The sequence below is a fragment of the Vibrio sp. 14G-20 genome, from assembly GCF_026241515.1.
Classification (GTDB): Bacteria; Pseudomonadota; Gammaproteobacteria; order Enterobacterales; family Vibrionaceae; genus Vibrio.
On the sequence record NZ_JAPHPW010000030.1, the window covers coordinates 19,182 to 45,692 of the forward strand.

The following is a 26,511-nucleotide window of genomic DNA, read 5'->3' on the forward strand; positions in this document are numbered from 1 at the left end:
AAACTTAACTACGGGAAATACGGACATAAAAAAAGCGCGACCTAAAAGGGCGCGCTTAATGTTTTGAAAGGAAGAGTCGTGATAATAACAGCGGTTACTTCATGACATAGTTATAAGTCTTCACCGCAAGCCAACGGAAAAATCGGAACAAAAGGGTGGTGGCTTTAAAGACAAACTTGGCAATAGAGACCGTTGCTTCACCAGCAATGCTCACGCACTTATGTAAATCGGATTCTTTGTATTCTGAATAGGTCATGATGATCTCTCACTTCTCGCTGTTATTTTGCATATATAAGTAAAGACTCCTGTCTGGCTGTATACCCTTAGTGCGTAATGTACGAATATTCGCCGTTCGGAACTTACCATTTAATGCCATGTGGTCTAAAAATTAGCCGAATGAGAATGTGCTGAGTGAATTTAAGCGTCTACCTAGGGTTAGCGCCTGAAGTAACCGAAAAACTGTGGTTAATAATGGTATGATCTCGGGTTCAGCACCGCGAGTTATAAAGAATTAGGAAAGAGAATGAGCAACCTTACAGAACAGCAAGAAGCCGCAATGGCGACGTTTAAAGAAAACTTACACCTACCCAATGGTGGTTTTCATAAACTGATTATCGAGCTAAGTAAGGAATTTCAGCTGCCTTTTCAAAAGGTGCGCGCTGTTTTAAAGAAAGCTCAGAAAGACGTTGAGCGTCAAATCCGTGAAGATTTTCAGAGTGTTGATGAGGCAGTACTGAGCCAAGCGAATTGGGTAAACATCATTAAGTCGAAGCTTGTTGAGTTAGCGGAAGAAAACCAAACGGTCATGGATAAGCTGCAACAAAACCTGAAGTATCAAAAAGTGTTGTCGGTAACCGAAGGTTCAATCGCAAGCGAAGACGAACGTGACGAGTTGATTGAAGAGTTGATTCAAGCTTATGAGAAAGAGGTGTTCAAACCTTTACTGGCGATGCTGCATACAACAAAGCTGTATTGGAAGTTAATGCTGGTGGATGAGACATGTAAGATGAATGAGGAAAATCGTGAGAAGTTCAGTGATTACCCTCAACACATGCAAGCTGCAGAACACTTATATACTTTGGATCAGAAGTTAAGGTCTATGCCGTTAACTTTTTAGTCCATGAATGCACTGATAATGACTCAATGGTGATTCAGAGTTTGATATAAGTTGGTTTCAATAGAAGCACGATAACCTAGCTAGCGTTAGCCGCGTGTGAAATGCAAAAAGGGCTAGGTTTCTGATCTGTTTTACTTCTACTCTATTTTGTTCTGCTAGAGCGAATTGAGGGTGACATCTTTTATATCTTTGGAGCTAGGCGATGTTTCTTTTTGTCGCCTTTGGGAAATGCTATAGGACTGTGAAATGTCCTAGGGTGTTTCCGTTGCCTGAAACGATAGTTCCGATGCTTTCTCGTTCATTAAATTCAAAGTCGATGAGATAACTATGATGTTGTAGCTTGGGCAATATGTGGCGGTGGAGTATATCGCTATTGAGTTGTCGAATCTCGGTGACCCATGAAATCTCTTCTTTGTGTAAGTCTATTTTAATCTTGAGCATTTATTACCTTTTAGTTTATTGACTGTTTTTTCGCGTGATAGTTGGTACCAATGGGTTTGTCGTGTTGTTCTACGTGACATAACTGTGCCTTGTGTTTATTAAATTTGTATTTAAGTGATCGATCTATTCTGACTTCGCTGATAAAAGAGCAAATGACGATAGATCGGTAGTAGGATCGAATTTAAAAGCTATTGAATGACTATCTGGGTGAAAGCTGACGCAGAGATGGTGTAACGAGGGAATCGAGAACTGTCTATGTGGAACTTGGACTTACTTTAGCATTAACAGCTCTATAGATTAGAGCCAGGTGGCGAACTATACGCCTAGTTTTTAAAATTACAACCCTATTTTCAATTAGATTTAAAAATATTTTTGAGTGATTTGTCATCGCTTACTGAAGGGTAAATGAGCGAAGAGCAGGGGGACTTGCCTTGATATGTGACTAGACTTGGCTTTGCGTCTGTTCGTATTCATTATCATTAGTGGTTTAAATTAAAGCAGTAAATTTACTAATGATTAAGTGGCTGTTATATATCATCTTTACATTGTAAATTACAAATCGTAACTTTGGGTCAAGTGCCGTGATTGCAGGTCTTTAGGTCACTTTTTGCCATCAAATGTCCTCTCCAGATTGATAATTATTTTCCTTTTCGTGTCTTTTTCTATTTCTGATTCCTAATACTTTTCTTGACTACGCAAAACATGAATACTCACTTTTACATTTCTGAATAATAAAGTTGTTGTGTCGCCAATTTAGTGCAAATATAATTGATAATAATTCTCACTTGCGTTACAAGTTTGTTGTCAAATCAATGACAGACTTTAAATTATCGTTATTTAGCAGTTGTGTACGCCCCATGCTCGTCTATGAGTGATGTGACTTTCATTGTCATGAGTAGTGGTTTGTATCAATGGCAAAGGAAGAAACATGAAGAAAACAATCAATTCAGTTCGCCAGTTATTTAGCGGGCTTGCCATCGTTCTAGCATCATCATTCATGATGACCGCACAAGCGGAAACGGTCACCATTGAGCATGTAAAAGGCACAGCGCAGTTTACTGAAGTACCACAGCGAGTGGTGGTTCTTGGCCATGGTAGCTTAGACGTGCTAGATCAAATTGGTGTGCAACCAGTTGGCGCGCCTCATAGCTTGCTGCCTGATTACCTCGCTTTATACAAAGAAACGACAGCAAATACAGGCTCATTAAGCGAACCTGATTTTGAAGCTATCTACATGTTGAAACCAGACATCATCATTGCGGAAAACCGCATGCTTAAGGTTTACGACCAACTAACACAGATCGCTCCTACGGTCATGTTCTCTATCGAAGGTGATAAGTACTGGGCTGACGCTCAACAAAACTGGCGCGCGCTAGGCGACATTTTTGGTAAGCAAGCTGAGGTCGAAGCGATCATTAAAGAGACTCAAACTTCGATCACTGCGATAAACGACAAAGTGGCGTCTAACGAAACTTCAGCCATGATGCTAATGAACAACGGCAACAACATTGCTATGTTCAACAAAGGCAGCCGTTTCTCAATCATCTTTGATGATTTTGGCTTCGTTGAGTCAAAGAGTGCAACAGTGGCTCCGATCAAAGGAACACACGGCAATCTAATCTCTTTTGAATACATTGCTGATGCGAAACCTGAAGTGCTTTACGTTCTTGACCGCGAAAAAGCGATTGGCCGATCTGAAGGACGCGCACAACAACTGTTTGATAACCCATTAGTTGCGGCAACACCTGCAGCGCAACAAGGTAACATCGTTTACCTTGATTCAAGTGCTTGGTATCTGGCAGGCGGTGGTGTCACTGCGATTCACAGAATGCTTGGTGATGTTGAACGTACTATTCAATAGTTACTCATCATCAGATTTTTGGGCTTATAAGAGTGTTCTTATAAGCCCTTTTCACTTTTCATACGGGCTACCCGAGACCTACCTTTAGTATTATTTCTATGTTGAAACCCATTGCAGCTGCTGTATTTCTTGTTGTGTTATGCATTGCGTCATTGATGATTGGAGTCGCTGAAATCAGTTTTAGTGACTTTTTCAATGGCAACCAACACGCCAACTCTATTTATATTGTTAGTCGGATTCCTAGGTTGTTCGCGATTGTGCTTGCTGGCGCTGGTTTGAGTGTCGCAGGCTTGATCATGCAGCAGATCGTACAGAACAAGTTTGCCGCACCTTCGACTATGGGGACCATTGACTGTGCCATGCTGGGTTACATCGTCGGTATTCTAGTTCTAGGTAACGCAGCACAATGGAGCTACTTAGGCTTTATTTTCGCGTTTGCCGTTTTCGGGACCATGTTGTTGGTGCGTTTCTTACAACATCTAAAGTTCAAAAATGCGGTTTTGGTGCCTTTGATTGGCATAATGTACGGCAACGTTGTCTCGTCTTTAACAACCTTCATTGCTTATAAGTACGACTTAGTACAAACCATGTCTGCATGGACGATGGCGAACTTTGCGAGCGTGTTGCAGGGCAGCTATGAAATCCTTTATCTCGCAGTGCCTGCTTGTGTGCTGGCTTACTATTTTGCGAGCCAGTTCAGTGCGGCGAGCATCGGTGAGAGCTTCGCGAAAAACATCGGCTTGAATTACCAGAAGATCGTTTTCATTGGCGTGGCTCTTGTCGCTATCTGTGCTTCTTCTGTGGTGATGATTGTTGGTGTTATTCCATTCCTTGGCCTTATCGTGCCGAATATCGTGTCGCTGATGATGGGCGATAACATGAAGAAGATTCTGCCTTGGACAGCCTACTGGGGCGTGATCTTGGTGTTAGCTTGTGACTTGTTAGCGCGAATCGTTATCTTCCCTTATGAGATTCCAATCTCAATGGTAATCAGCATCTTTGGTGGTTTGATTTTTATCTACCTAATCATGAGAGACAAGTCGAATGCGTGATTCAGTAAAAATTGCGATTCTGGCTATCGCGTCTTTGGGTATGACCGCGGTTTTTGTGGGGCAGGGGCTTACGTGGGATAACTACGAGTTCTTCCTGTCTTTGCGACTACCAAAACTATTGTCGATTGTGTTAGCTGCGGTGGCTATCTCTGCGTCGTCATTGGTTTTCCAAACCATCACTAATAATCGAATTTTAACCCCATCCATCTTGGGCTTTGATAGCTTATACATGCTGGTTCAAACGGTGCTTCTGTTTGTATTTGGCAGTACGAGCTTCTGGGTAATTGATTCCATCGCAAACTTTTCGATGTCTGTGACTGTGATGATCTTGTTCTCTTTCGCTCTGTTTCACTTCTACTTTAAGAGCAAGCGAAACAACGTATTCACACTTCTGCTGATTGGTATCGTGTGTGGCAGCGTATTCTCGAGTTTGTCTAACTTCTTGGCGATGTTGATTGATCCTAACGAGTTTGCGGTGCTGCAGAATGTGATGTTCGCAAGCTTCAATAACGTGAAAGGTGAACTGGTCTACCTCAGCCTTGTTCCGTTAGGTTTGAGCTTATTGGGATTATGGGTGTTGGCGCCTAAGCTTGATGTGCTTTGGCTTGGTGTCGACAACGCGACAAGCTTAGGCGTGAACACTAAGCGACTGACCCAGATTACCTTGGTGATTGTGTCAGTGATGGTGGCAGTATCTACAGCCTTGGTTGGCCCGGTGCTTTTCTTCGGCTTGATCACCGTGAGTTTGGCTCGTCAGATATTCAGCTCTTATCAGCACCGTACTCTTATCATCGCTAGCAGCTTATTGGCAGTGGTGTTGCTCGTTTCTGGCCAATGGTTCATCGAAAAAGTGATGTCATTTGAAACCACAGTGAGTGTGATCATTAACTTGGTCGGCGGTTTGTATTTTATGTTCTTGTTGTTACGCACCAGAATTCAGTAAAGGTAGTAAGTAGTGATTAAATTAACAGGTTTAAGTAAGAAGTATGGCAAATCACTCGTGGTGGATGATGCCAGCGCTATGTTCCCGAAAGGGGAAGTGACTTCTATTATTGGCCCAAATGGTGCGGGTAAAAGTACACTGCTTTCAATGGCAAGTCGCTTAACAGACAGTGATGCTGGTGAAGTCATTATTGGCGACAAGCTACTGGCTGAATGGGATACCAAAGAGCTGGCTAAGCACCTTGCGGTATTGAGACAGTCGAACAACATCAATATGCGATTTACGATTCGCGAATTGGTGTGTTTTGGTCGCTTCCCCCATTCACAAGGTCGCTTAAAAGACGAAGATCATAAGATCGTTGATACTGCACTAGAGCACCTTGGTATTACTGATATTCAAAACAAATACCTTGATGAGTTGAGTGGCGGTCAGCGTCAAATGGCGTTCATCGCCATGGTTGTGGCGCAAGATACAGACTATGTGTTCTTAGATGAACCTCTGAACAACCTAGATATTAAACACTCTGTAGAGATCATGCAGACGCTGCGTCGTTTAGCGCATGAGTTTAATAAAGCGGTCGTTATTGTAATCCACGACATCAACTTTGCTTCTTGTTACTCAGATAACATCGTCGCGATGAAAAAAGGTCAAGTGGTTAAGTCGGGTAAGGTTTCGGAAGTGGTTGAAAAATCAGTGATGGAATCGATCTACGAGATCCCATTTGAGATTCGCGAGTTCGATGGCGTTCGAATCTGTATGTATTACTCAGGTCGTTAGACTTATTAGTATTTAGCTACAGAAAAGAAAGAGCTCCCGCATGAGGAGCTCTTTTTGTTTCTCGTTATCGGATCTTTTGCTAACGCATTTTAATGACCGAAAGCTCGATTAACCGAAGTCACCCGAAATATAACGCTGTGTGCGGTCATGTTTCGGCGCTTTGAATATCTGTTCTGTCTCACCAAACTCGATTAACTCGCCAAGATACATGAAGCCTGTGTGGTCAGAGATACGCATCGCTTGTTGCATGTTGTGAGTCACGATAACGATGGTGTACTTCTCACGAAGCTCGGTAATGAGCTCTTCAATCGCCGCGGTCGCTATTGGGTCGAGTGCAGACGTCGGCTCATCCATTAGGATTACCTCAGGTTGCAAAGCTATAGTGCGCGCGATACACAAACGTTGTTGCTGTCCGCCCGATAAACCCATCGCGTCGGCATTCATCTTGTCTTTCACTTCTTCCCATAGGTGTGCACGCTTCAATGCTTTCTCGATTTGAGTATCGATTTCATCCTTGCTAAAGCCACCTTTAAGCTTCAGACCAAAGGCCATGTTCTCGTAAATAGACATTGGGAACGGCGTTGGCTTTTGGAAAACCATTCCTACTTTTGAACGTAATTCATTGAGGTCGATAGAACCTAGAATGCTTTCATCATCAAGCAGAATGTCGCCTTCTGCATATTGAGTGCGATACAAATCGTAAATGCGATTCATGGTTCGCAATAGCGTTGATTTACCACAACCTGATGGGCCGATAAGCGCCGTTACCTTGTTGTTGTAAATCGGCATGGTGATGTTCTTTAGAGACGCTGGTAGATTCTTGTTGTAGAAGAAGCTCAGGTCTTCAATTTGCATGCGACAAGTCATTGCTTGGTCATTCGCTGCCTCGGTAGACAGGGTATCAAGACCTTTTGAGAAAGAGTTGTCGTTTACTAATGAGTTAGTCATTGCAGTCATTATGCTTTTCTCGCTTTCAGGTATTTAGGCAAGCTTGTCGCTAGGATGTTGATAAATAGAATGAATGAAGTAATTAGAAGGGCACCAGCCCACGCTAATTCTTGCCACGATGAATAAGGGCTCATCGCAAATTGGTAAATCGTCACTGGCAGGTTCGCCATCGGTGCGCCCATATCTGTGGTCATGAAGCTGCTGTTTAACGCTGTGAAAAGCAGGGGAGCTGTCTCTCCTGATATTCGTGCGATAGACAATAAAATAGCCGTCACGATGCCCGGACCGGCAGCGCGGTAGCTGAGCTTAGTGATCACTCGCCATTTCGGCGCGCCCAAACCACTGCCTGCCTCTTTGAGCGTTGGTGGTACCAGACGTAACATCTCTTCGGTTGAAGATATGATCACAGGCAAAGCCAAAATAGCTAACGCGATAGCGCCTGCCCATGCCGAGTAAGAACCCATTGGAACCACAATCACTGCGTAGATGAACAAGCCAACCAGAATAGACGGCGCGCTCACTAGCATCCCATTAAGGAAGCGCAGAGTTTCAGCGGTTTTATTCTCTTTAGGCGCCTCAGATAACCAAGTACCTGCAAGCACACCCAGTGGAGCCGCAATCGCGATGCCCATCCCGGTTAAAATCAAGCTGCCGTAAATTGCGTTTTTTAGGCCGCCTTCACTGCCCGGAGCAGGGGTCAGTTCCGTAAACAGACTCCATTTTAGTCCTTTGATTCCTTCCCCGATTAGGGTGTAAAGAATACTCGATAACACGATAAGCCCCGTTGCGGTTGCGGCAATACAAAACGCATAGAACAGGCCATTCTTAAACTTTCTTAGGTTCATGCTTTACCTCTTTTCAACAGGTAACGGGCAGCGCCCATAACAACGAAAGTGATCGCAAATAACACTAGCCCTAGTGCGATTAACGAAGAGATGTGAACTTCATTAGTCGCTTCATTAAATTGCTGAGCAATGGTCGACGAAATAGAGCTCGCAGGCATAAACAGTGAGGTCTCGATTCGGTTTGCACCACCGATAACAAATGCTACTGCCATGGTTTCACCAAGAGCACGTCCTAAACCTAAGATACCTGCGCTTGCGACGGCGCTTTTTACTTTAGGAAGTAGCACTTTAGTGATCACTTCAAAGGGCGTGGCACCAACACCGTAAGCTGCTTCACGCAGAACATCGGGTATTGAGCGAAGTGCGTCACGAGTTAGCGCCGTCATGATAGGTAAGATCATGAATGATAAGATGATGCCAGCACTCAGTAGACCGATGCCGATAGGTGGTCCGCTAAACCAAGTACCAAGAATAGGGATGCCAGATAAGTTGGTTAGCGCCCACATCTGGAAGCCTTCCGAAAACCAAGGAGCAAAAACAAACAAGCCCCACATGCCGTAAATGATGCTCGGAATTGCCGCTAGTAGTTCAATCGCCTTGCTCACGGGGCTGCTGATCCACTTGGGTGCTAATTCAGCTAAAAAGATTGCAGTGCCTAAGGCAACTGGAACCGCTATACATATTGCGATGAAGGAAGTAACCAGTGTGCCGTAAATCGCAGAGGCTGCACCGAAGTTGCTGTTAATAGGATCCCAGACATTGTTAAAAACAAAGCCAGGACCAAATTCAGAAAATGCTTTCCAACCGCCATCAATTAAAGAAATGATAATGCCAGTTAGTGCAATAAAAATAAGAATAGAAGAAGTGAAACTCAATTTTTCAAAAATTGAATCACCATCTAGTCTTTTAATAGTCATTGTTTTATTCATAGGTAAGATAAATACCGCCAGCAGCTCTTTCATGGAAACTCTTGCATAGAAGCTTTTCCAAAGAAGATCTTTCAGACAAGCTATTTCAAAGAAGATATATTCAATAAAAATCACAACTGGCGGTATTGGGTCTCAATTAAAAGTTGATATTAGTTTCAATGAACGAATTCATCGATTAATTAAGAATGGCTTTGCCATCGGTAGTTAGCTCTTGCGACCAAGTGTCATTCACCATTTTAGTTACGGCTTTAGGCATTGGAATGTAATCCAATTCTTCCGCCGCACCTGCGCCATTCTCATAGCTCCAGTTGAAGAAGTTAATGATCTCTTGAGCTTTGGCTGCGTCTTTTTGATCTTTATGCATCAAGATAAAAGTTGCTGCCGTCATTGGCCAAGAATCAGCACCTGGTTGGTTGTTCAGTAGAAGGTGGTAGCCAGGAGCGCTTGCCCAGTCACCATTTGCAGCCGCAGATTGGAACGTCTCCATCGTTGGTTGCAAGAATTTACCTTCTGCACTGTCCATTTGTGTATGAGTCAGGTCGTTTTGCTTCGCGAATGCGTACTCTACGTAGCCGATCGCGCCACGAGTGCGGCTCACGAAGTTAGCAACACCAGCATTACCATTACCGCCGATGGTCGTTGCCTGACGCGGCCAAGTGATGTCTTTACCAACACCTATTTGGTTTTTCCAATCTTCGTTTACTTGAGAAAGGTACTCAGTAAAGTTGAAAGTCGTGCCAGAACCATCTGAACGGTGGACAACGTAAATTGGTTGAGAAGGAAGGTTAAGATCACTGTTTAACTCAGCGATTTCTTCACTGTTCCAATTATCAATTTTGCCTAGGTAAATATCCGCGAGGACTTCACCTGTTAGTTTCATTTCACCTGCTTCAATGCCAGGGATGTTTACAACCGGTACGATTGCTCCCATCACCATTGGGAACTGAATCATCTCTTCCTTGTTGAGTTCATCAATTGTTAGTGGTGCATCTGTTGCACCGAAATCAACGGTTTTAGCTGTGATTTGACGAATGCCACCGCCCGAGCCAATCGCTTGGTAGTTGATTTGAATACCAGTTGCTTGTTGGTATTGCTCAGCCCACTTTGCGTAGATTGGATGAGGGAAGGTAGCACCTGCACCATTGATCGTCGTGTTCGCAGAAACGTTAAAAGTTGCCGCAACCAATAAAGACGACAATAGTGTAGATTTAATCAATTTCACGGTATATCTCCAGTTAATCTATTATTCGTTCGAATAATGTCGGTGTTTGAATAAAGGGGTTTTAGTGTTCAAGTAAAACATTTGTGATTATTCAAGCTCAGTAAAATATGACTAGACTTATTAAGTTGTCGAACTGGAGACTATTAATTGAATATTTCAGTTTTATTAAACCTAATTTCAAATGGAAATAAATAGAAAAGGTTTATCTGAATGCGTTTATTCTGATAAGAAAACTTCACAGAATTAAGCCGATTTTGAATTGATGAATGCAGCCATGTTCATCAAATAAGGGTTAACGTGCGCCGCGTATTCAAGGGGTGCTCCTTAACTATTCTGTTGCTGTTAGGTGAGTTGCATACAGGGTGAACAATTGAATCTAACTGTGAATTGTTCAAACATTGTCCGCCGAGTTTCTGACATGCATATGAGCCCACCGTTAGTTTGATGTCACTCGAAGATCTACTCTTCATTTTTAACAATCATTTGTCATTTTCATGTTGAGTGGTGCGAAAAGCCATCTACACTATGATTATAACTGTTTGATTTTTATACGAGGCATCAATGAGTCGTAAACCAATAGTGTTAGTAGTAGATGACACGCCAAGTAACTTGGATGTGTTAACTGCAATACTCAAAGATACCTACCAAGTAAAGGTAGCCATTAACGGCACCATTGGCATCAAGATAGCGAAGATGGTGCCACAGCCTGACTTAATCCTTCTCGATATCATGATGCCTGACATCGATGGCTACGAGGTATGCAGTCAGCTAAAAGCTCAACCTAATACCGCGCATATACCGATTATATTTGTGACCGCCAAAATGGATCCTGAAGCCGAAGTGAAAGGGTTATCTTTAGGCGCCGTTGATTATTTAACGAAACCGATTACCCCTGAAATCGCTCTCCAGCGTGTGAAGACACATATTGCGTTGTATGACCAACAACGCGCCTTGTTCAGCCAAGTTAAAGAGAAAACCCAAGAGATCAATCTTGGCAAGTTAGAGACTCTGAATATCTTGGGTAGGGCGGCTGAATTCAAAGACAATGAAACGGGCATGCACGTTATGCGCATGAGTCATTATTGCGAAATATTAGCCAAAGCTTTGGGTATGACAGATGAAGACGCGGAAACCTTGCGTGATGCTGCACCGATGCACGACATTGGTAAGATAGGTATTCCTGATAGCGTGTTACTTAAGCCGGGTAAGTTGGATGCTGACGAATGGACTATTATGCAGAAACATGTTGAATTCGGTGTAGAGATACTTGGCAGGCAGAGTGATTCCAAATTAATGCAAATGGCCATTCAAGTCGCGCAATATCACCATGAAAAGTGGGACGGCAGTGGTTACCCAAATCAGATAGCAGGCGAAGATATTCCTTTAGTTGGTCGTATCGCAGCGGTTGCGGATGTATTTGATGCTCTGACCGCAGAAAGGCCCTACAAAAAAGCGTGGAGTGTCGATGAGGCGTTGAGTTTGTTTGAAGATCAGAAAGGCAAACATTTTGATCCGAGAATCGTAGAGCTGCTGTTTGAAAACTTACCTCAGATTTTAGCCATTAAAGAAAAATTCAAAGATGATTAATCTCTTCACTAGACGTTGTGCATTCGTGTTGGAGTTAAAAAACAGAGTCGTTCTATTCACGATGTGGTTATTGGCGGGGCTATGTTTCAACGGGAGTGTCCGCGCCGCCGAAGTGACAGACGCGCAGTTAAACCGCTGGCTCGACAACAAACCCACGATCACTTTCATCGCACTGGCTAACCATTACCCTTACTCATTCATCGATGATGATGGAAGAGTGTCTGGCATCATCAAAGACTGGGCAATAGATCTTGAAGACAGATTCGGTGTTCATGCTCGTTTCATCAGCGTTAATTCACGAGTAGAAGCAAAAGCTGCACTACTCGATGGGCGAGGCGATGTGTTCCCTTTTCAGCAGTTTGACCCAAGCGAAGGTGGTCGCTTTTTAGCAAGTGATCCTTATGTTCCGTATCAAGTGGCTGTGATTGTGCCTATCGACAACGTCATCGATACTAACTTAGACCAAACCCACAAGCGCCGCATAGCGATGGTTAATGAAAACATCGACTTACAGAAAGCTGGCGTTCAATTGAACTCTATTGAAAGAGTCGATTTTGATAACGTTATTGATGCGGTGCGCGCCCTAGGTGAAGGAGACGTCGACGGAATTGTTGGTGAACCCATTACGACCATGGATCTTGCGAAAAATATTGGTGTTCATGATTTAACGATCAATTACGTGCTTGAACACTGGAAAAGACTCGAAGCCTCAATGGTCGTCCGAACGGATGAGGAAGAGCTACTGACGCTACTCAACAAGCAGGTAGCAACCTTTGACATAGACAAAAAGAATAAGATTTTATCAAAGTGGCTAGACAGTTCACCTTATCGAGTGCCACTAAAGGGCGTATTTGGCTTTGGTAATCCTCCGTATATGTACCCAGACAGCACAGCAGTAGGCCTTGAACACGACATTATCCAACGTGCACTGAACGATATGGGTTACAAGCTGGGTGACGTTGTCACGCTTCCTCCTAGTGCCGCCAGAAAAGCCATTGATAACAACAACTCAATATCTTTTGTTTCTGGTGTTCAGTTTGATGATCCTGAAGCGCACTTTTTAAGTGACAACGTTCTTAATGTTGAGTTTGTTCCAGTTTCGCTGACTCGCCGCAAACTTAACCTCCAGTCCCAAAAAGACTTGTCACTAGGGGCGTTATTGTTCGACGAGACCTCTCCAATTAAAAACTCTGTTGAAGTACTGAAGGGCAAGTTAGACATCGATCGTGTTGAAGATTACGAAGGTCTTGAATCGGCATTCTCACAGCTTAGGGCTCAAAATGTTGACCTGTTAATGGTTGAACGAAGAGTATTGGAATGGTTTATCACCAATACTCGTTTTATCGAAATGGCAGAGCTCACGTTACATGACGAGTATAAGATTGAGTATCCGATCTATGTTGATTTTAAGAGTGAAGAAATCAGAGACAGCTTCAATGCCGCGATTAAAAGGCTTAAACAGGCGGATGATGGCTTAAACCAAATCATCGAGATGCAGGTTAAGAGTGATTTAAGCCAAGTCCTTAAAAAAGCGAATATTATCGCGCAAATATCTGCGTATTTTATCGTCAATGACCGCTTTGAAGAGTTGACGGAAGTGTTTGAAATTTTCGACACGGACAGTTCTTTTCAGGTGATTACCGCGCAAGCAGATAATAATAATCGCCCCATTAAGGCTTGGTATATCGGTAACCTTGTGGATGATATAGGAGAGAAAAAGAATACCTCCCACTTTTCATCCGTCACCAAGGTGGCGAGCTACCGCACAAAGGGTGGCACGACTAATTCTGGCTCAATGACTTTCTACTTTGATACTAAGTCACTTGAGAAAAAACACGTTTATTTCCCCGCTGTTGAACAGTTCAGTTCGTTTGGTGATGCCGCCAAGCGTTACATTGCGGACACCTATCAAGCAAATAATCTGACGGGCGAAATCCTAAACCTAAGCCAAGCTGAAAGAGAGTGGGTGAAGAACAATCCGGATGTGAGAATTGGTATCGATCCAGATTCGCTGCCTTACGAAGCGGTGTCCAGTACTGGTGAATACATCGGGATGATTGATGACTACTTAACTTTGGTCGAGCAGAAAACAGGGTTGAGGATTCACCATGTCGATGTGGCGAATTGGTCAGAGACTCGAAGCTTGGTCGATCATGATGAAGTCGATATCGTCTCTGCAGCTCAAGAGAACCGCTCGTTGGGAGATAATGTAAAACCCGTTAAGAGTTTCTTTTCAAGCCGTTTGGCTCTCGCATCAAGACGAGACGTGAGCAGTTTAGTGCTTGAGGAAGCGACGGGGTGGAAAATCGGTATTCTTAGGAATGCTGCCAACACCGATGCGATTGTCGATAAATACCCGAATGTTGATTGGGTATTGGTCGACTCCACCGCAACAGGCCTCACCATGCTGGATGATAAGAGTTTAGACGGCATGATCGACACTGTTGATGTGCTCAACTATCTTATCGATTCATATGGTCACCGAGAAGTGGGGATTATCGGGCGACTGGACTTTTTCCTTTCTCCGACGTTACATGTGACCAAGTCAGAACCTTTACTTTATTCTATTTTAGATAAGGCAATTACCAACATTTCCGCAGAAGAACATCAGAAGATCTCAGCAAAGTGGGCGGCACCTAAAGCGATAGAAAGAGTCGACTACCAGTTGGTTTACACCATTTCGGTTTTCTCGCTGGTTATCCTTCTGCTTATTATTTTCTGGAACCGCAAATTAGCAAAGCAGATCAGTATTGCTAATGAAGCGACTGAAGCGCTCAAAAAGGCGCAGAACCAACTCTACAATATGCTCAATAGCTCTCCGATTGCTGCTGCGGTGGTATTTGAGGAGCAGGTTCGTTATGCCAACGACACAGCAAAACGCTTGTTCGTCGTAGAAGGCAAAGAGCTTGATGATATTGATGTGGCAGCGATTCATGACTCGTTAACGGTACGTGAAGAGGTGCACAAGGAGCTAAAACTTAACGGCAAGGTGGAAAACAGAGAGTTAGTGTTGCGTAAGTCAGATGGCACTCGCTTTGTTGCTCTAGTGAGTTACTACCTGTTTGAACTCGATGGTGAGATCGCCACACTGTTTTGGGCGTTCGATATCTCAGAAATGAAGTACCTCAACGAGCAATTGGCTGAGGAGAAAGAGAGAGCGGATCTCGCAAGCCAAGCGAAATCGGAATTCTTGGCTAACATGAGCCATGAAATTAGAACACCAATGAACGCGATTATCGGCCTGTCTTATCTGGCGATGGGCGAGATCGTTAACCCAGTAGCGAGAACCTATGTTGAAAAAGTTCATCGTTCAGGTCACTCGCTGTTAAGCATCATTAATGACATTCTCGATTTTTCTAAGATTGAAGCAGGTCAGCTCTTTATCGACAATATCCCATTCAACTCTCTGACAACGTTCCACGATGTGATTGAGCTGATGGATTCGAAAGCGGCTGAGAAACGACTCAGCTTGTCGATGTCGATAGACCCTGAATTAGATACTCCACTTCGAGGCGATCCACTCAGGCTGTTCCAAGTCGTACTTAACCTTATTGGTAATGCGATTAAGTTTACGGCGAAAGGCAGCGTGGCGTTAACTGTGGCTCATGTTAAATCAAACGAAGACAGTTTGACTATGAAGGTGAGTGTGACAGATACCGGTATTGGCATCTCAGATGAGAATCTACATAAGCTGTTTGAAGCGTTTAGCCAAGCGGACACCACTACAACACGTAGGTTCGGTGGCACAGGATTAGGACTCAACATTAGCCAGAAATTGGTTCATGCGATGGGTGGCCAAATTAGCGTTGAGAGTGTTTTAGGCCAAGGTAGTGAGTTCTCTTTTGTACTGACATTACCAAGAGCAAGCGCTGAAGAATTAGCAGACTTTAAAGCCCAAGAGCTGCAATTGGATTACCAGATAGAGTTCAAGGGCCAAAGGGTATTGCTCGTTGAAGATAATGAGTTGAATCAAGACTTAGCTTTGGCATTCTTCACTCGCTCGAAACTGAATGCTGACTTAGCTGAGAATGGTAAAGAGGCGGTAGAGTTAGCTCAAAGTAATGATTACGACATGATCTTTATGGATCTGCAAATGCCGATCATGGATGGTTTCGAAGCCACACGTTTGATTCGTGAGTTTGATAAGGACGTGCCAATCATTGCCATGTCAGCCAATGTGTTTGCCGATGCGAAACAACGAGCAAGGGAAGCGGGTGTCACGGACTTCTTGGATAAGCCAATTGTTATTGATAAAGCGATGTCTTTGATTACTCGGTATATTGTTCCTGAGGTATTAGTTGAAGGTCGAGCGCCATCTGACTCGTCTTCAGATGCGATACAGACAGGTGATTCTGGTGAGAGTGCAGAATTAAACTCCGATACTCACATGGAGACGCCTGTTTTCTCGCAGTCTCGGTTCGAACAATTGACTTATCACGATGTGAAACTGCAGGCCAAGATGCTTGATAGGTTCTGCCAAAGTGCACCTGACATTATGTCGCAAACAGTCGATAACCTAACTCAGGATGAGTGGGTGACGTTAGAACGGAATCTGCATACCTTAAAAAGCATGGCGGCTTCAATTGGTGGATTACGATTGGCAGAGTTGTTCAGTGATTTAGAAAGCAAAGCGCACAACAAGGCGTGTGATGAGCACGGTCTTAAACAAGGTGATCTTGGGTTAGTCGAACTGATTAAAGCGGTTGAGAGCAGCTTTGATGTGTCTGGTGCTGCAGGATCTAATGCTACAGGGACTGAAGAAGCCGATGCGAGTATTGCTGATACATCTGATTTACCGAGTATCACGTCAGAACAGCGTGCTCAGTTGCTATCACTGCTGGATGCTTATGATAACGATGCAACTCAATATGTGACTGAGTTACTGGCGCAGTATCCACATTCGGCTGTTCTCAAAGATGTTCGCAGTGCGTTAAATAATTATGACTTTGAACGAGCTAAAGAGGGGCTTGGCGCTTCTGAATAGCTGTCTTTTATAAATATCACTTCAACATTATAGCCTTTAGCTCTTACAGCGAAATGACGAACTAGCTAAAGGCTTTAAATCTATCTATACCGAACTAACCACTCACGTTCTGTTTGATTAGCTCAACAACCGTATCGTATCGGTGCGGCAGTTTTCGGTTTCGTTTTTGAACCAAATACAGCGTTTCTTCAACTTCTACCTTTGGCGGCACAACGTGTAGCTTGTCTCTTTCTGGGAAGTGTTCAACCGCGCCAGCCGGTAACACGGTAAAGCCCAATCCTTTTGATACTGGCAGCAATATCTGGTGAAGCTGGTTGATGTAGCCAGATTTTGGTATTTCATTCACGTTGATATTGGCCAAATCTTTATCTCCGCATAAATCGAAATACAAAGACAGGTAGTGAGCAGAATCGGGATGGGCAATGAGGCCAATCTCGTGCAGAACTTGTGGCGTTATCTCTAAATCAGCAAGACTGTGATGGACGATAAGACACAAGGCTTCTTTACCGATGACTTGGCTTTGGTAGTAGCTGTCGTTAGGGGAGTGTCTCACAATGCCGATATCAGTCGTGCCTTCGCTTAGGTCATTCAATATCTTTTTGTTTGGAGCGGCTTCTAAGTTAATGCTGAGTTCTTGGTGTTGCTGCTGAAGTTCAAGAAGCTTGGGATACAGACGTAAAGAGAGTGAACCAGAGCAAGACAAGTGACATTGCCCAGCATAAGGGTTGTCAAAACTCAGAGATTCAAAAAGATCTTCTTGGTCTTTCTCTAGCTTGAGCGCATAGCGATACATAATCCGACCTTGTTCGGTCAGCTCGAAGCTCTTATTTTCTCGAGAGAGTAGGTCACAGTTACAAGCTTGTTCAAGTTTCTTGATGTGTTGGCTGACTCCAGGTTGTGTCATATACAACTTTTCAGCCGTTTGGGTGAAATGGCCAACTTCAACCAGAGTCTTAAACGTATTGAGCCAAAGTGGATTAATCATACTCACCTTCAAATGCTAAAGCCTATAAATAACAGAAAATTATTATTATCTTAAGTAATGATAATTTCAACTCTAGCGTCTTAAGTAACGCTAATCAAAGTCATATGGTGGTAACACTTTATATTGGTCTATTGGCCGCTTTGTCGAGTTGCTACGAGTAACAAAGTGTTGCGACTTTGTTGAATTTTTGGTCTATTGACCAACTGTGCTCATATTTAGGAACGAAGATGAATAGAAATGTTTGGCTGCTTTCACTGTGTCAGGCCTTATTGATGACGGGTAACATCTTACTGATCTCGGTGATTGGCTTGATAGGCAAGCAGATTGCACCCAGTGTCAGCATGATTACTTTGCCCGTTGCGCTGCAGTTTTTAGGCTTAATGGCTGCCACGATTCCTGCGTCTTTGATTTCAGGTAAGCTAGGACGGAAGAGAGGGTTTAGCATTGGTAATGTCGTGGGTATTACAGGGGCAAGCCTTGCTACCTACGCGTTATCTCAGCAACATTTCTACTTGTTTTGCTTCGCCACATTTTTGCTCGGGATAGGTATTGGTTTTGGTACGCTTTATCGTTTCGCTGCTATCGAAGTGTGCGATGAAAATGCTCGCCATCGTGCGATTTCTATATCAATGGCTGGTGGCGTTTTAGCAGCAGTATTAGGGCCCAACTTGGCGATTATGTCGCAACAGTGGTCGGAAGATGGCTTGTACATTGGTGCTTTTGCTTCTTTGATTGGATTGAACATTCTTGCGTTACTCATTTTACAAACCATTCAATTCCCAAAAGTCTCTTTTAATAGTCAGGCGCCTAAATCCGATCCTCTCAGTGTGATTGTGAAAGCGCCTAACTTTATTGGCGCAGTGTTTGCTGCCATGGTCGCTTATGCGGTGATGAATATCCTGATGACAGCAACGCCATTGGCAATGATTGGCTGTGGCTTTGACTTTACCAAGGCGGCGGGGGTGATTGAGTGGCATGTTCTGGGGATGTTTGTACCTGCATTCTTTACCGGATCGCTTATCGAGAAGTTTGGCTCAAGAATGATGATCTTGGCGGGCGGGATTCTTTTCGTTGTCTGTATTGCGATTAACATTCATGGCGAATCTATCTGGCACTTCAGAGCGGCGTTGGTGGTACTTGGTGTAGGTTGGAACTTTATGTTCATCGCAGCAACGGGCTTGTTTAGTCAGTCTTACCAGTCTCAAAACAAAGCTAAGGCGCAAGCATTTAATGAATTCGTTGTGTTTGGTTGTGTGACCGTTACGGCATTGCTTTCTGGTTGGCTAGAATCGACTGCAGGGTGGCAGAACCTCAATATCTACGTATTACCCTTCGTGTTAGCTGTTATTATCTTGTTCGCGTTCAGTGGCCGTAAATCACGTCTTCAAAAACAACCTGTGTGATGGCTTATTGATCTCTTGAATTGCTGATTCAAGGAACTCCATTTATTCTTTAGTTCAAACCGAGTTACAATTTGGTCGTCTTCAAATTTGCATAAATAAAAAGCCCTACCATTTGGTAGGGCTTTGCTTATGGCTTAAATAATAACGTTTTCTTAAAACTGTTGTCGTGGCTTATGTCCTTTGACAACAGTACTTAAGCTTGCTTTCAAGTCGATATGGCAGAGTCCACATTGCTATTATTTGGTTTAAAAACCTGCGGTGATTTACAGGTCGACTAAAATTGTCTTAGTCGTAACCCCACCTTGGTCATCGATTATCTTCAGTGCCACCTCGTGCTTTCCGTATGAAGGGAAGATTGACGTGAATGTGCGACCACGTTTCACCTTTCCGTTTGGAAGTGTCCACTCGGTATCAACAATACGACCATCGCTATCTGAACTTGTAGACCACATGGTTACCCAATGACCCAAGTGAATGTACTTTGCACTCGCTTCTGGAAGGGCGTTTGGAGATTCAACACTCACTACGGAGCTAAACGAATCGGTAGCGCCTTTGTCGTCGAAAACGGTCAAGCTTACCGTGTATTCACCGGCTTGCTCGTAAGACCAAGTAGGTGCCATTTCGTTGCTTGTTACACCGTTACCAAAGTCCCATAGATAACTGGTGATCTCACCGTCTTGATCTGAGCTGAAGTTGCGTGAAGAAACGCTCAGGCCAGTGACATTGAGCTCAAAGTTCGCAGTAGGAGTGATGTTGTGCTGGCTTACTTTAGATAAGCGCACCACACCGTACTCGTTGTTGTCACTCTGATTCACAATATCAACCGCTAAACCAAATTCAGTCAGGATACGTCCTGAATCTGGTGCTTGAGGTGATGTGTAATCTTGGTCATCAGAGAAGCTGGCACTGCCCACCAAACTGGTGTCTTCGAGTACGTCATTGTCACTGTTTACAAGTCGCATTGGCGTATGATCTTTGAGTGAAAACGCAGCGTCTCGAACTTGGTAGCGTGTTTGAGCCACTTCACCAGAGCTTGCCCACACCATGGCATTTTGGTCTGCATCGACCACGCCTAACCAACCTTCACCAGGGTGTTTACCTACCCAGTTGTCAGTTAGTGATTCGTCGACGTACCAAATGATCAAGCCTGGGTCGAATGACATCAATTGACCCATGCGTTTGATGTTAGCTAGGCCTTCATCAACGTCCATGTGGCTGCGCCATTGCAGTAGGTAGTAGTGCTGAGCTTGATGGAATCCATTACTCAGCTTGTAGCCATTGAGGGCGAAGGTGGAGTTGCTTTCGCCATCGTCTATCTCGGTTACGTCACCATCGACAACCACAGCAAGGTTATCTAGATAGAAACCTTCCATCGCCAAGCCACCGTCTGTGATGTACTCAAATGAAAGCTCTACTTCTTGGCCTGTCCATTGTGAAACGTCAAACTCAGCATCAATCCAACCACTAGACTCACCACCAATCGCAGGGACGAGACCCGTGTTGTATGGGTCATCCATTGAGGTGATGTTGCCTGCGATGGCTTGTCCATTCACGAGCACGCGTGCAAAGTCGTAATCTTTCTCGATTTGATACCAAGTCTTGAACGAAAGCAGCGCTGAATCACCCGCTGGAATCACCACCTTACGAGTCATGCTGTTTTTCAGGTCATCGCCTTTTTGAGAGTGGAAAGAGTACTCTCCAGCAAACGGTTTCAAACCCTCGATCTGCTTCTCTGGAAGATCCACTTTAATCATGTTCGGACGGCTGTTATCCGTGGTTTGGAACAGCGTATAAACCTGTGGGTTGTCTTCTAGGTCATCAATCGAGATTTGATCATCGTTAATCCAACGACCACCAATCGACTTCTGTAGGAAGTGTTTTGCCCAAGAGCTGAATGCGGTTGGTTGAGTACCACCAATTTGACCAGCCCAACTGCCAGAAGACATGATAGACCAGTATGAAACGGGCTCACCTTTGCCTGTGTATTGAGTGTCGTACTCGTCTGGCAGACCTAAGTCATGACCATATTCGTGAGCACAAACACCCGCTGCCGCATCGATCGGTTGAATCGTGTAATCAAATGCTGCGTATTGGCCGTTAAAGCGATCTGGAAGTGAACTAGAGGTGCCTTCTAGCACATGTGTGCGACCAAGGTTGAATCGGTGAGACCAGATTGCATCAGGGCCCAGCACACCACCACCGGCTTCTTCGCCTACGGATGCGTGGAATACCATTAGGTGATCAATCACGCCATCGGGTTCACGGAAGTTTCCGTCGCCGTCATAATCGTAACGATCTTCGATGTCGTAATCGGCTAGGTTGATGCTCGGATCTTGAGCCAATTGATTGAGCGCTTCGCGAACCAGTTCTTGTGCGTTCAAGTCATTGTCGGTGGTAGGGGAGTTGCCACCATAGAATGACGCAGGCTTAGAGGCGCGATACCAACCCGCAGCTTGGCCCGCAACGCTATAACTGTTTCCCGATTCACTTTGATAATATTGGCGCATCGAGATTAGGTTTTGACCATTCGGCCCTGTGTAACCCGAATTTGAAAACAACAATTCTTGATAATGTTCTGGGTTGTAGCTCTCGTAGAGCATTTGCGTGTGCTCTTCGGTTAGCTTGTTGTCATCCCAATTCAAATCCGGGAAATCAACCAATAGCGCGAGCACTTTATCGGTACGCTTGGTGCCGACTTCCAGAGCAAAGACGCTCGCTTTTTTAACGCCAGACCCTTTTTCGATGGCTTTGAGTATTTTCGCTCGTTGTTCTAGCGCTTTTTTACCGAATTGAGCATCGCCTTTAAAACCGGAATTGATCTTATTTTTTAAATAACGGTCAAGAGCATCGTGTTTTGCAACATCGCTTGCGTCTTGGTCGACTAAGCCTTGTCTTACTAGCATTTCAATCAGTTTGTCTTCATTAACAACACCTAAATCAATCGGTGTTTTAGCATAACTACTGACGCTAAATAGAGTAAGCATTGCTGAAGCTAGCAATGTTTTTCTCATTATCTTCATTACATTTCCTTTTTGTATTTCCATGTCGATATCAGAATCAACTAGCCTTATTCAGAATGGTTATCCGAGTTTGGCTTAATACACTCTTTTGGTGTTTTAGGTATCTGACGTTTATTAGTTAACTTGTTTTTGCTTTCTATCTCGTTTGTATTACCAGGCTCATTTTTATTACCTACATCATTGATGCTTTCTATTTCTCGCTTATTTTTCAAATCAAACTGACTGCCTTTCACATGCTTTGCGTTGAGATAGATACGTAAAGCTTCGCGGTTGTCCTCGTAGGTTAAGCCGGGACAAATAACGCCTCGTTCAATCAATGACTTGAGCAACAGTTCATCATTCTCAATGGTGGAAGCCTGTGACAGTGAGGAGAAAAGTAGAACCATTAAAGCCATTGTTTTGTGTGACATTTTTATATCAAGCCATCAGTTTTGATTATGTAACAAAATATATTTATAAAATTAACCAATCAAACTGATAATTATCACAAATCATTATCCGTTCCGCTTTCAACATTAAGAGTTAATATCAAATAAGATCTGCTATTTATTTTATTGTCAGCTATTTAATGGATTTGGACGCATTAATAGTTGATAGTATTAATAGTTAATAACAATGTTAGGATTATGGTTACCATGCTGGAGGGTGCTTTATATAAGGTGTCGGGTATTAATTAACTAACGCGATGTTCTATATTTGATGTTTAATAAATGCACGTAATAATTGAGTGTTTAGTAAATAATTACTCTCAAATTATTTTCACGAGAAATAGTATCAATTAGTTGTTCAAGCATGTTTTAAAGTGCTTCACGGAGGGGTATTTGACGTTGGAACAGCGATGCGGGGTGATGGAAGATCAAAAAGAGCCCAAGTTTAGGCTCCTTCGTAACAGGTAAGCGAGTGTTTAGCGCTTCTAAGATTGGGATACATCGCGATAAAAGTATCGCTCACAAACACTTGGGTTGATACGCTTGATGACGTTAGATATCAAAGCAATAACGAGTATTGAGAATACGAGCCTTCCCCAAAATATGGTGTAAAAATCAGCCCCAATTAACATGATCAAAAGTGTATCTTCAATCAAACTGTGGAGTAGATTGAGCAGCATGATTGCAGTGAATACATCCCTCGCCGAGATATGTCCCTTTTTAGCTTCATTGATCAATAAGCCGCCGCCAAACGAAAGACCAAGCGTGATTCCAATAATGGTTAGGTTAGTCGCGTCCTTGCTGATTCCGAGTAGTCTCAAGAATGGTCTTAACAATATTGCCATGAGCTTTTCAACGCCTAGAATTTTTAAAATCTTGAGTAGCAGTAATAGTGCTGAAATCACCATGAAGATCACGGCAAAGCTCTTTAGCTGCTCAATAGCCCATCCAAGATAGCTCGTGTCTCCAGATACTTCAGGTTGCCAAAGCACGGTTGCTGGGTAGTTGAGCAAATCCCCGTATTGATAACCGAGATTGAGTAACCATGCCAGCACCAAGCTACCACCGACTCTCACTGATAGGGTAGCCAGCCAACTCACACCCGCCTTTTTAGCTATTGCACCCTCAATCGGTAATGAATGCGCTAGTAGCATCATGCTGCCTAAAACCGAGGCTTGAGCAACCGTTAAGGGAGCATCGGAATTAATAAGAATAATCAGTCCCGCATAGATGTTAGTGAGTATGGTTGTTGCCCATACCAAGCCCATTTCTTTCGGTAATCCGACGCTTTGCATTATTGGGCTTAGCCATTCGCTAAGAATCACGACGCCGCCAAGTTCTTCAACGACCTTTATCACGATGATGATTGGAATCATGATTCGGAAAAGAGTCGAGGTGACATCGAAAATCTCTCTGAGGAGTTCTTTAAAAAATTGATAGATTGATTTCATAGTTACGACCATGGTTCGATTGTTTGGAATGAGAAGATCTTACCTTGATTATTGTGATGGTTATTTCAAAATCTATATCAATATTCGACTCCAATTTTTTATTTGTCGTAGTATTCGAAATTATTGGTCACGAAATTAGAGCTTTGAGAAATTATGGAAATTGATCGTATAGATAGGAATATTCTCGTTGAACTGCAGAAGAACAACCGAATCCCAAACCTCACATTGGCTGAGATGGTTGGGTTATCGCCTCCGGCTTGCTTAAAGCGAGTGAAACGATTGAGAGAGGAAGGCGTGATTGTGAGTGATGTGTCTATCATCAACCCAGAACTTACAGGCAGTAAGATGACTTTGGTTGTGTCCGTAGAAATGGAACGAGACCGAGGGGATATTTATCAGATCTTTCGCCATTCTATTTCTAAGGCGTCAGAGGTCACGCAGTGCTATCAGATATCGGGCAGTTTTGACTTCATGTTGATTGTCACGGTCAAAGACATTCAAGCCTACGAAGATTTTGTTGAACGAGTACTGCGCAAAGATTTAAACATTCGCAAGTTCCATACCTCTGTTTCTATGAGAACCGTGAAATTTACCACTGCAGTTAACTTAGATGAGTCATGACCGCTAATTTGAGAAGAGAAGAGAAAAGACGTGAAGCTTTGAGCTTTGTGAGGTGTCAGGCGTATTTTTGTATAAATAGCAGGCATTTACATAAAATGTGACGTTCACATTTTGTCATAACTTTAATAATTGTATATATTCCTCGCCTAAAACAATAATTAACAAAAGTTAATATAAATGACTGTCAGTTCATCTTCTCAATCTCGTGAAACGCTTCTAAGCGAAAACGAGCAACTTGTCTCGACTACCGACCTTAAAGGTGTGATTACTTACAGTAATGATGCTTTTTGTCGCATCGCAGAATACAGCCAACAAGAATTGCTAGGGCAACACCACAATATCGTGAGGCATAATGATATGCCGAAAGCGGCTTTTGCCGATATGTGGGTTAACCTAAAGCAGGGTAAAGCGTGGCGCGGTATCGTAAAAAATAAAACCCAATCTGGTGGTTACTACTGGGTTGATGCTTACGTTACCCCTATTTATGATGGCGGGAAGGTGAGTGGCTACCAATCGGTTCGTGTTAAGCCTAAAAACGAATGGGTACAAGTCGCGGATAAGGCTTACCAAAGCTTATTGAAGGCTGAGAAGTCGGGGCGTCAATGGTCGTTACAGATCAGTGACAGTGTTCGTTACGCAGTGTTACTCGGTTCTTTAGCAGCCCCTTTGATTTCAAACCTAATCGAAGTAGGGCAAGTATCGCAATGGTTATTGAGCTTACTTCCTGTTTCCGCATTAGCATTGCTTTTCCGACAAGAGCTCATTGATACTCCATTGCAGTTAAAAAAGCTGCAATCTAAATTCGATAGTGTCAGTCGCCTTGTCTATTCAGGCAATAGTCAGTTCTCTGTTGCCGATTTTCACTTAAAATTATTGTCTGCAAGAATCCGCACGGTACTAGGTCGCATGACAGACTCAGCCAAGCCACTGCAGGATTTGGCGGACAACCTGAATGCCACGTCATTTGAAGTATCAGAAGCCTTAGACCAACAAACAAAAGACATCCTTCAAGTACGAGAGGCGACTGAAGAGGTTGAAGTAACCGCGAATGAGGTCTCTTCTCGTACAGAAGAAGCGCACCAGATTGTTGATGTGACTTTGCAAACCTGTGCTGGCGCTAAAGAGAGTATTAATCAAACCCATCGAAATTTAGAAAGCTTAGCTTCACAGGCTGAAAAGGCGACTCAAACGACTTACCAATTGAGCGACCAAGCGCAGAGCGTAAGCAAGATAATGGAAGAGATTGGTGGAATCGCCGAACAGACCAACTTATTGGCACTAAATGCAGCAATTGAAGCGGCTAGAGCGGGCGAGCAAGGACGAGGCTTTGCCGTTGTTGCCGACGAAGTACGTGCACTATCGGGTCGCACGTCAAAGGCGACGGTTCAGATCAAAGAGAGTATCGACACCATGCTAGCGACGATTGAAGGTTGGCAAAAGGATATTCTGGCGAACCGAGAGCAAACGGACGCGTGTGGGGATGTGGCGAAGGTGAGTGCAGAGCGCTTGTCTGAAGTCGAAACCTTAATGCAATCGATGAACGAGTTGATGCAGTCGGTTGAAAGCTCCGCGCATAAACAGCGTCAATTATCGAGTGATGTAAACCTGCATATGCAGTCTATCGCGTCGACTGCCGAGCAAAACCTAGTGGCAACGCATTCCGTGAAAGATCACTCCACTGAGCTAAAAGAGCAAGTGAATGAGTTCTATCACTTGGCGAAGCGCTTCGAAGAGAAATAACCGTTAAAGACAAGCTGAATGAGAGATAAGAGAAAGCCTTGCGAAATTTGCAGGGCTTTTTTGTGAGCTAAAAGAACAGATAACAGATTAACAGGCAACAGATACAAAAATGTATGGTCCGCCCCGTTATTGCAACTACAATTGAGTAATAACGGAG

20 protein-coding genes are annotated in these 26,511 nt (G+C 43.7%); 10 read left to right on the forward strand and 10 right to left on the reverse strand.

Features of this window, described 5'->3' with window-relative positions; genetic code table 11:
* Nucleotides 1-94 precede the first annotated feature (94 nt).
* Entirely contained in the window at nucleotides 95-256 is a 162-nt protein-coding gene (locus OQJ75_RS20020) for a hypothetical protein (RefSeq protein WP_176679490.1), read from the reverse strand.
* A 267-nt stretch (nucleotides 257-523) separates the two neighbouring features.
* Here OQJ75_RS20020 and OQJ75_RS20025 point away from each other — a divergent pair, with 267 nt between their 5' ends.
* Nucleotides 524-1,117: a hypothetical protein gene (locus OQJ75_RS20025; protein WP_265974632.1), complete on the forward strand. Its 594-nt coding sequence runs from the start codon at nucleotides 524-526 to the stop codon at nucleotides 1,115-1,117.
* A gap of 231 nt (nucleotides 1,118-1,348) precedes the next feature.
* Here OQJ75_RS20025 and OQJ75_RS20030 read toward each other — a convergent pair whose 3' ends face one another.
* Nucleotides 1,349-1,558, reverse strand: coding sequence for a hypothetical protein (locus tag OQJ75_RS20030; protein ID WP_248400187.1), 210 nt, complete (start codon nucleotides 1,556-1,558; stop codon nucleotides 1,349-1,351).
* A 928-nt stretch (nucleotides 1,559-2,486) separates the two neighbouring features.
* Between OQJ75_RS20030 and OQJ75_RS20035 the strand changes: the two genes are divergently transcribed.
* The 4 genes from OQJ75_RS20035 (at nucleotide 2,487) to OQJ75_RS20050 (ending at nucleotide 6,191) form a co-directional block, all read left to right on the forward strand.
* Complete coding sequence (locus OQJ75_RS20035; protein WP_265974633.1) at nucleotides 2,487-3,419, forward strand: siderophore ABC transporter substrate-binding protein; 933 nt, start codon at nucleotides 2,487-2,489, stop codon at nucleotides 3,417-3,419.
* Between the two features lie 98 nt (nucleotides 3,420-3,517).
* Entirely contained in the window at nucleotides 3,518-4,471 is a 954-nt protein-coding gene (locus tag OQJ75_RS20040; RefSeq protein WP_016768309.1) for an ABC transporter permease, read from the forward strand.
* Complete coding sequence (locus OQJ75_RS20045; protein ID WP_265974634.1) at nucleotides 4,464-5,414, forward strand: iron chelate uptake ABC transporter family permease subunit; 951 nt, start codon at nucleotides 4,464-4,466, stop codon at nucleotides 5,412-5,414. The genes OQJ75_RS20040 and OQJ75_RS20045 overlap by 8 nt, the downstream gene beginning before the upstream one ends.
* 12 nt (nucleotides 5,415-5,426) lie before the next feature.
* Entirely contained in the window at nucleotides 5,427-6,191 is a 765-nt protein-coding gene (locus tag OQJ75_RS20050) for an ABC transporter ATP-binding protein (RefSeq protein WP_016794500.1), read from the forward strand.
* Between the two features lie 108 nt (nucleotides 6,192-6,299).
* On the opposite strand, the gene pstB is transcribed toward OQJ75_RS20050, so the two are convergent.
* The 4 genes from pstB to pstS all read right to left on the reverse strand — a co-directional run bounded on the left by pstB (nucleotide 6,300) and on the right by pstS (nucleotide 10,135).
* The gene (gene pstB / locus OQJ75_RS20055; protein ID WP_407830012.1) at nucleotides 6,300-7,058 is read right to left on the reverse strand and encodes a phosphate ABC transporter ATP-binding protein PstB; all 759 of its coding nucleotides are present in this window, start codon (nucleotides 7,056-7,058) and stop codon (nucleotides 6,300-6,302) included.
* A gap of 89 nt (nucleotides 7,059-7,147) precedes the next feature.
* Entirely contained in the window at nucleotides 7,148-7,984 is an 837-nt protein-coding gene (gene pstA, locus OQJ75_RS20060; protein ID WP_265974636.1) for a phosphate ABC transporter permease PstA, read from the reverse strand.
* Nucleotides 7,981-8,901, reverse strand: coding sequence for a phosphate ABC transporter permease subunit PstC (pstC, locus tag OQJ75_RS20065; RefSeq protein ID WP_265974637.1), 921 nt, complete (start codon nucleotides 8,899-8,901; stop codon nucleotides 7,981-7,983). The genes pstA and pstC overlap by 4 nt, the downstream gene beginning before the upstream one ends.
* 187 nt (nucleotides 8,902-9,088) lie before the next feature.
* Nucleotides 9,089-10,135: a phosphate ABC transporter substrate-binding protein PstS gene (gene pstS, locus OQJ75_RS20070; protein WP_265974638.1), complete on the reverse strand. Its 1,047-nt coding sequence runs from the start codon at nucleotides 10,133-10,135 to the stop codon at nucleotides 9,089-9,091.
* Between the two features lie 561 nt (nucleotides 10,136-10,696).
* On the opposite strand from pstS, the gene OQJ75_RS20075 reads away from it, so the two are divergent.
* Both OQJ75_RS20075 and OQJ75_RS20080 read left to right on the forward strand, forming a co-directional pair.
* Entirely contained in the window at nucleotides 10,697-11,722 is a 1,026-nt protein-coding gene (locus tag OQJ75_RS20075; RefSeq protein ID WP_265974639.1) for a response regulator, read from the forward strand.
* A 61-nt stretch (nucleotides 11,723-11,783) separates the two neighbouring features.
* The gene (locus tag OQJ75_RS20080) at nucleotides 11,784-16,706 is read left to right on the forward strand and encodes an ATP-binding protein (protein ID WP_265974647.1); all 4,923 of its coding nucleotides are present in this window, start codon (nucleotides 11,784-11,786) and stop codon (nucleotides 16,704-16,706) included.
* Between the two features lie 94 nt (nucleotides 16,707-16,800).
* Here OQJ75_RS20080 and OQJ75_RS20085 read toward each other — a convergent pair whose 3' ends face one another.
* Complete coding sequence (locus OQJ75_RS20085; protein WP_265974640.1) at nucleotides 16,801-17,691, reverse strand: LysR family transcriptional regulator; 891 nt, start codon at nucleotides 17,689-17,691, stop codon at nucleotides 16,801-16,803.
* A gap of 227 nt (nucleotides 17,692-17,918) precedes the next feature.
* On the opposite strand from OQJ75_RS20085, the gene OQJ75_RS20090 reads away from it, so the two are divergent.
* A complete protein-coding gene (locus tag OQJ75_RS20090; protein WP_265974641.1) occupies nucleotides 17,919-19,094 on the forward strand; it encodes an MFS transporter in 1,176 nt (391 codons plus the stop codon).
* Nucleotides 19,095-19,357: 263 nt separating this feature from the next.
* On the opposite strand, the gene OQJ75_RS20095 is transcribed toward OQJ75_RS20090, so the two are convergent.
* The 3 genes from OQJ75_RS20095 to OQJ75_RS20105 form a co-directional block, all read right to left on the reverse strand.
* Complete coding sequence (locus OQJ75_RS20095) at nucleotides 19,358-22,114, reverse strand: immune inhibitor A domain-containing protein (protein ID WP_265974642.1); 2,757 nt, start codon at nucleotides 22,112-22,114, stop codon at nucleotides 19,358-19,360.
* A gap of 47 nt (nucleotides 22,115-22,161) precedes the next feature.
* The gene (locus tag OQJ75_RS20100; protein WP_265974643.1) at nucleotides 22,162-22,524 is read right to left on the reverse strand and encodes a hypothetical protein; all 363 of its coding nucleotides are present in this window, start codon (nucleotides 22,522-22,524) and stop codon (nucleotides 22,162-22,164) included.
* A 503-nt stretch (nucleotides 22,525-23,027) separates the two neighbouring features.
* Entirely contained in the window at nucleotides 23,028-23,993 is a 966-nt protein-coding gene (locus tag OQJ75_RS20105; protein WP_265974644.1) for a hypothetical protein, read from the reverse strand.
* A 153-nt stretch (nucleotides 23,994-24,146) separates the two neighbouring features.
* On the opposite strand from OQJ75_RS20105, the gene OQJ75_RS20110 reads away from it, so the two are divergent.
* The gene (locus OQJ75_RS20110; protein WP_017086398.1) at nucleotides 24,147-24,614 is read left to right on the forward strand and encodes an Lrp/AsnC family transcriptional regulator; all 468 of its coding nucleotides are present in this window, start codon (nucleotides 24,147-24,149) and stop codon (nucleotides 24,612-24,614) included.
* 177 nt (nucleotides 24,615-24,791) lie between these two features.
* Nucleotides 24,792-26,354: a methyl-accepting chemotaxis protein gene (locus tag OQJ75_RS20115; RefSeq protein ID WP_265974645.1), complete on the forward strand. Its 1,563-nt coding sequence runs from the start codon at nucleotides 24,792-24,794 to the stop codon at nucleotides 26,352-26,354.
* Nucleotides 26,355-26,511: the final 157 nt, after the last annotated feature.

Bases quoted from the DNA above. Each gene is read 5' to 3' on its own strand.
- OQJ75_RS20085 (WP_265974640.1), bottom strand. From the start codon at position 17,691: ATGATTAATCCACTTTGGCTCAATACGTTTAAGACTCTGGTTGAAGTT.
- OQJ75_RS20025 (WP_265974632.1), top strand. From the start codon at position 524: ATGAGCAACCTTACAGAACAGCAAGAAGCCGCAATGGCGACGTTTAAA.
- OQJ75_RS20040 (WP_016768309.1), top strand. From the start codon at position 3,518: ATGTTGAAACCCATTGCAGCTGCTGTATTTCTTGTTGTGTTATGCATT.
- OQJ75_RS20100 (WP_265974643.1), bottom strand. From the start codon at position 22,524: ATGTCACACAAAACAATGGCTTTAATGGTTCTACTTTTCTCCTCACTG.
- OQJ75_RS20035 (WP_265974633.1), top strand. From the start codon at position 2,487: ATGAAGAAAACAATCAATTCAGTTCGCCAGTTATTTAGCGGGCTTGCC.
- OQJ75_RS20020 (WP_176679490.1), bottom strand. From the start codon at position 256: ATGACCTATTCAGAATACAAAGAATCCGATTTACATAAGTGCGTGAGC.
- OQJ75_RS20045 (WP_265974634.1), top strand. From the start codon at position 4,464: ATGCGTGATTCAGTAAAAATTGCGATTCTGGCTATCGCGTCTTTGGGT.
- OQJ75_RS20030 (WP_248400187.1), bottom strand. From the start codon at position 1,558: ATGCTCAAGATTAAAATAGACTTACACAAAGAAGAGATTTCATGGGTC.
- OQJ75_RS20115 (WP_265974645.1), top strand. From the start codon at position 24,792: ATGACTGTCAGTTCATCTTCTCAATCTCGTGAAACGCTTCTAAGCGAA.
- pstC (WP_265974637.1), bottom strand. From the start codon at position 8,901: ATGACTATTAAAAGACTAGATGGTGATTCAATTTTTGAAAAATTGAGT.
- OQJ75_RS20080 (WP_265974647.1), top strand. From the start codon at position 11,784: ATGTGGTTATTGGCGGGGCTATGTTTCAACGGGAGTGTCCGCGCCGCC.
- OQJ75_RS20105 (WP_265974644.1), bottom strand. From the start codon at position 23,993: ATGAAATCAATCTATCAATTTTTTAAAGAACTCCTCAGAGAGATTTTC.
- OQJ75_RS20090 (WP_265974641.1), top strand. From the start codon at position 17,919: ATGAATAGAAATGTTTGGCTGCTTTCACTGTGTCAGGCCTTATTGATG.
- pstB (WP_407830012.1), bottom strand. From the start codon at position 7,058: ATGACTTGTCGCATGCAAATTGAAGACCTGAGCTTCTTCTACAACAAG.
- pstA (WP_265974636.1), bottom strand. From the start codon at position 7,984: ATGAACCTAAGAAAGTTTAAGAATGGCCTGTTCTATGCGTTTTGTATT.
- OQJ75_RS20095 (WP_265974642.1), bottom strand. From the start codon at position 22,114: ATGAAGATAATGAGAAAAACATTGCTAGCTTCAGCAATGCTTACTCTA.
- OQJ75_RS20075 (WP_265974639.1), top strand. From the start codon at position 10,697: ATGAGTCGTAAACCAATAGTGTTAGTAGTAGATGACACGCCAAGTAAC.
- OQJ75_RS20110 (WP_017086398.1), top strand. From the start codon at position 24,147: ATGGAAATTGATCGTATAGATAGGAATATTCTCGTTGAACTGCAGAAG.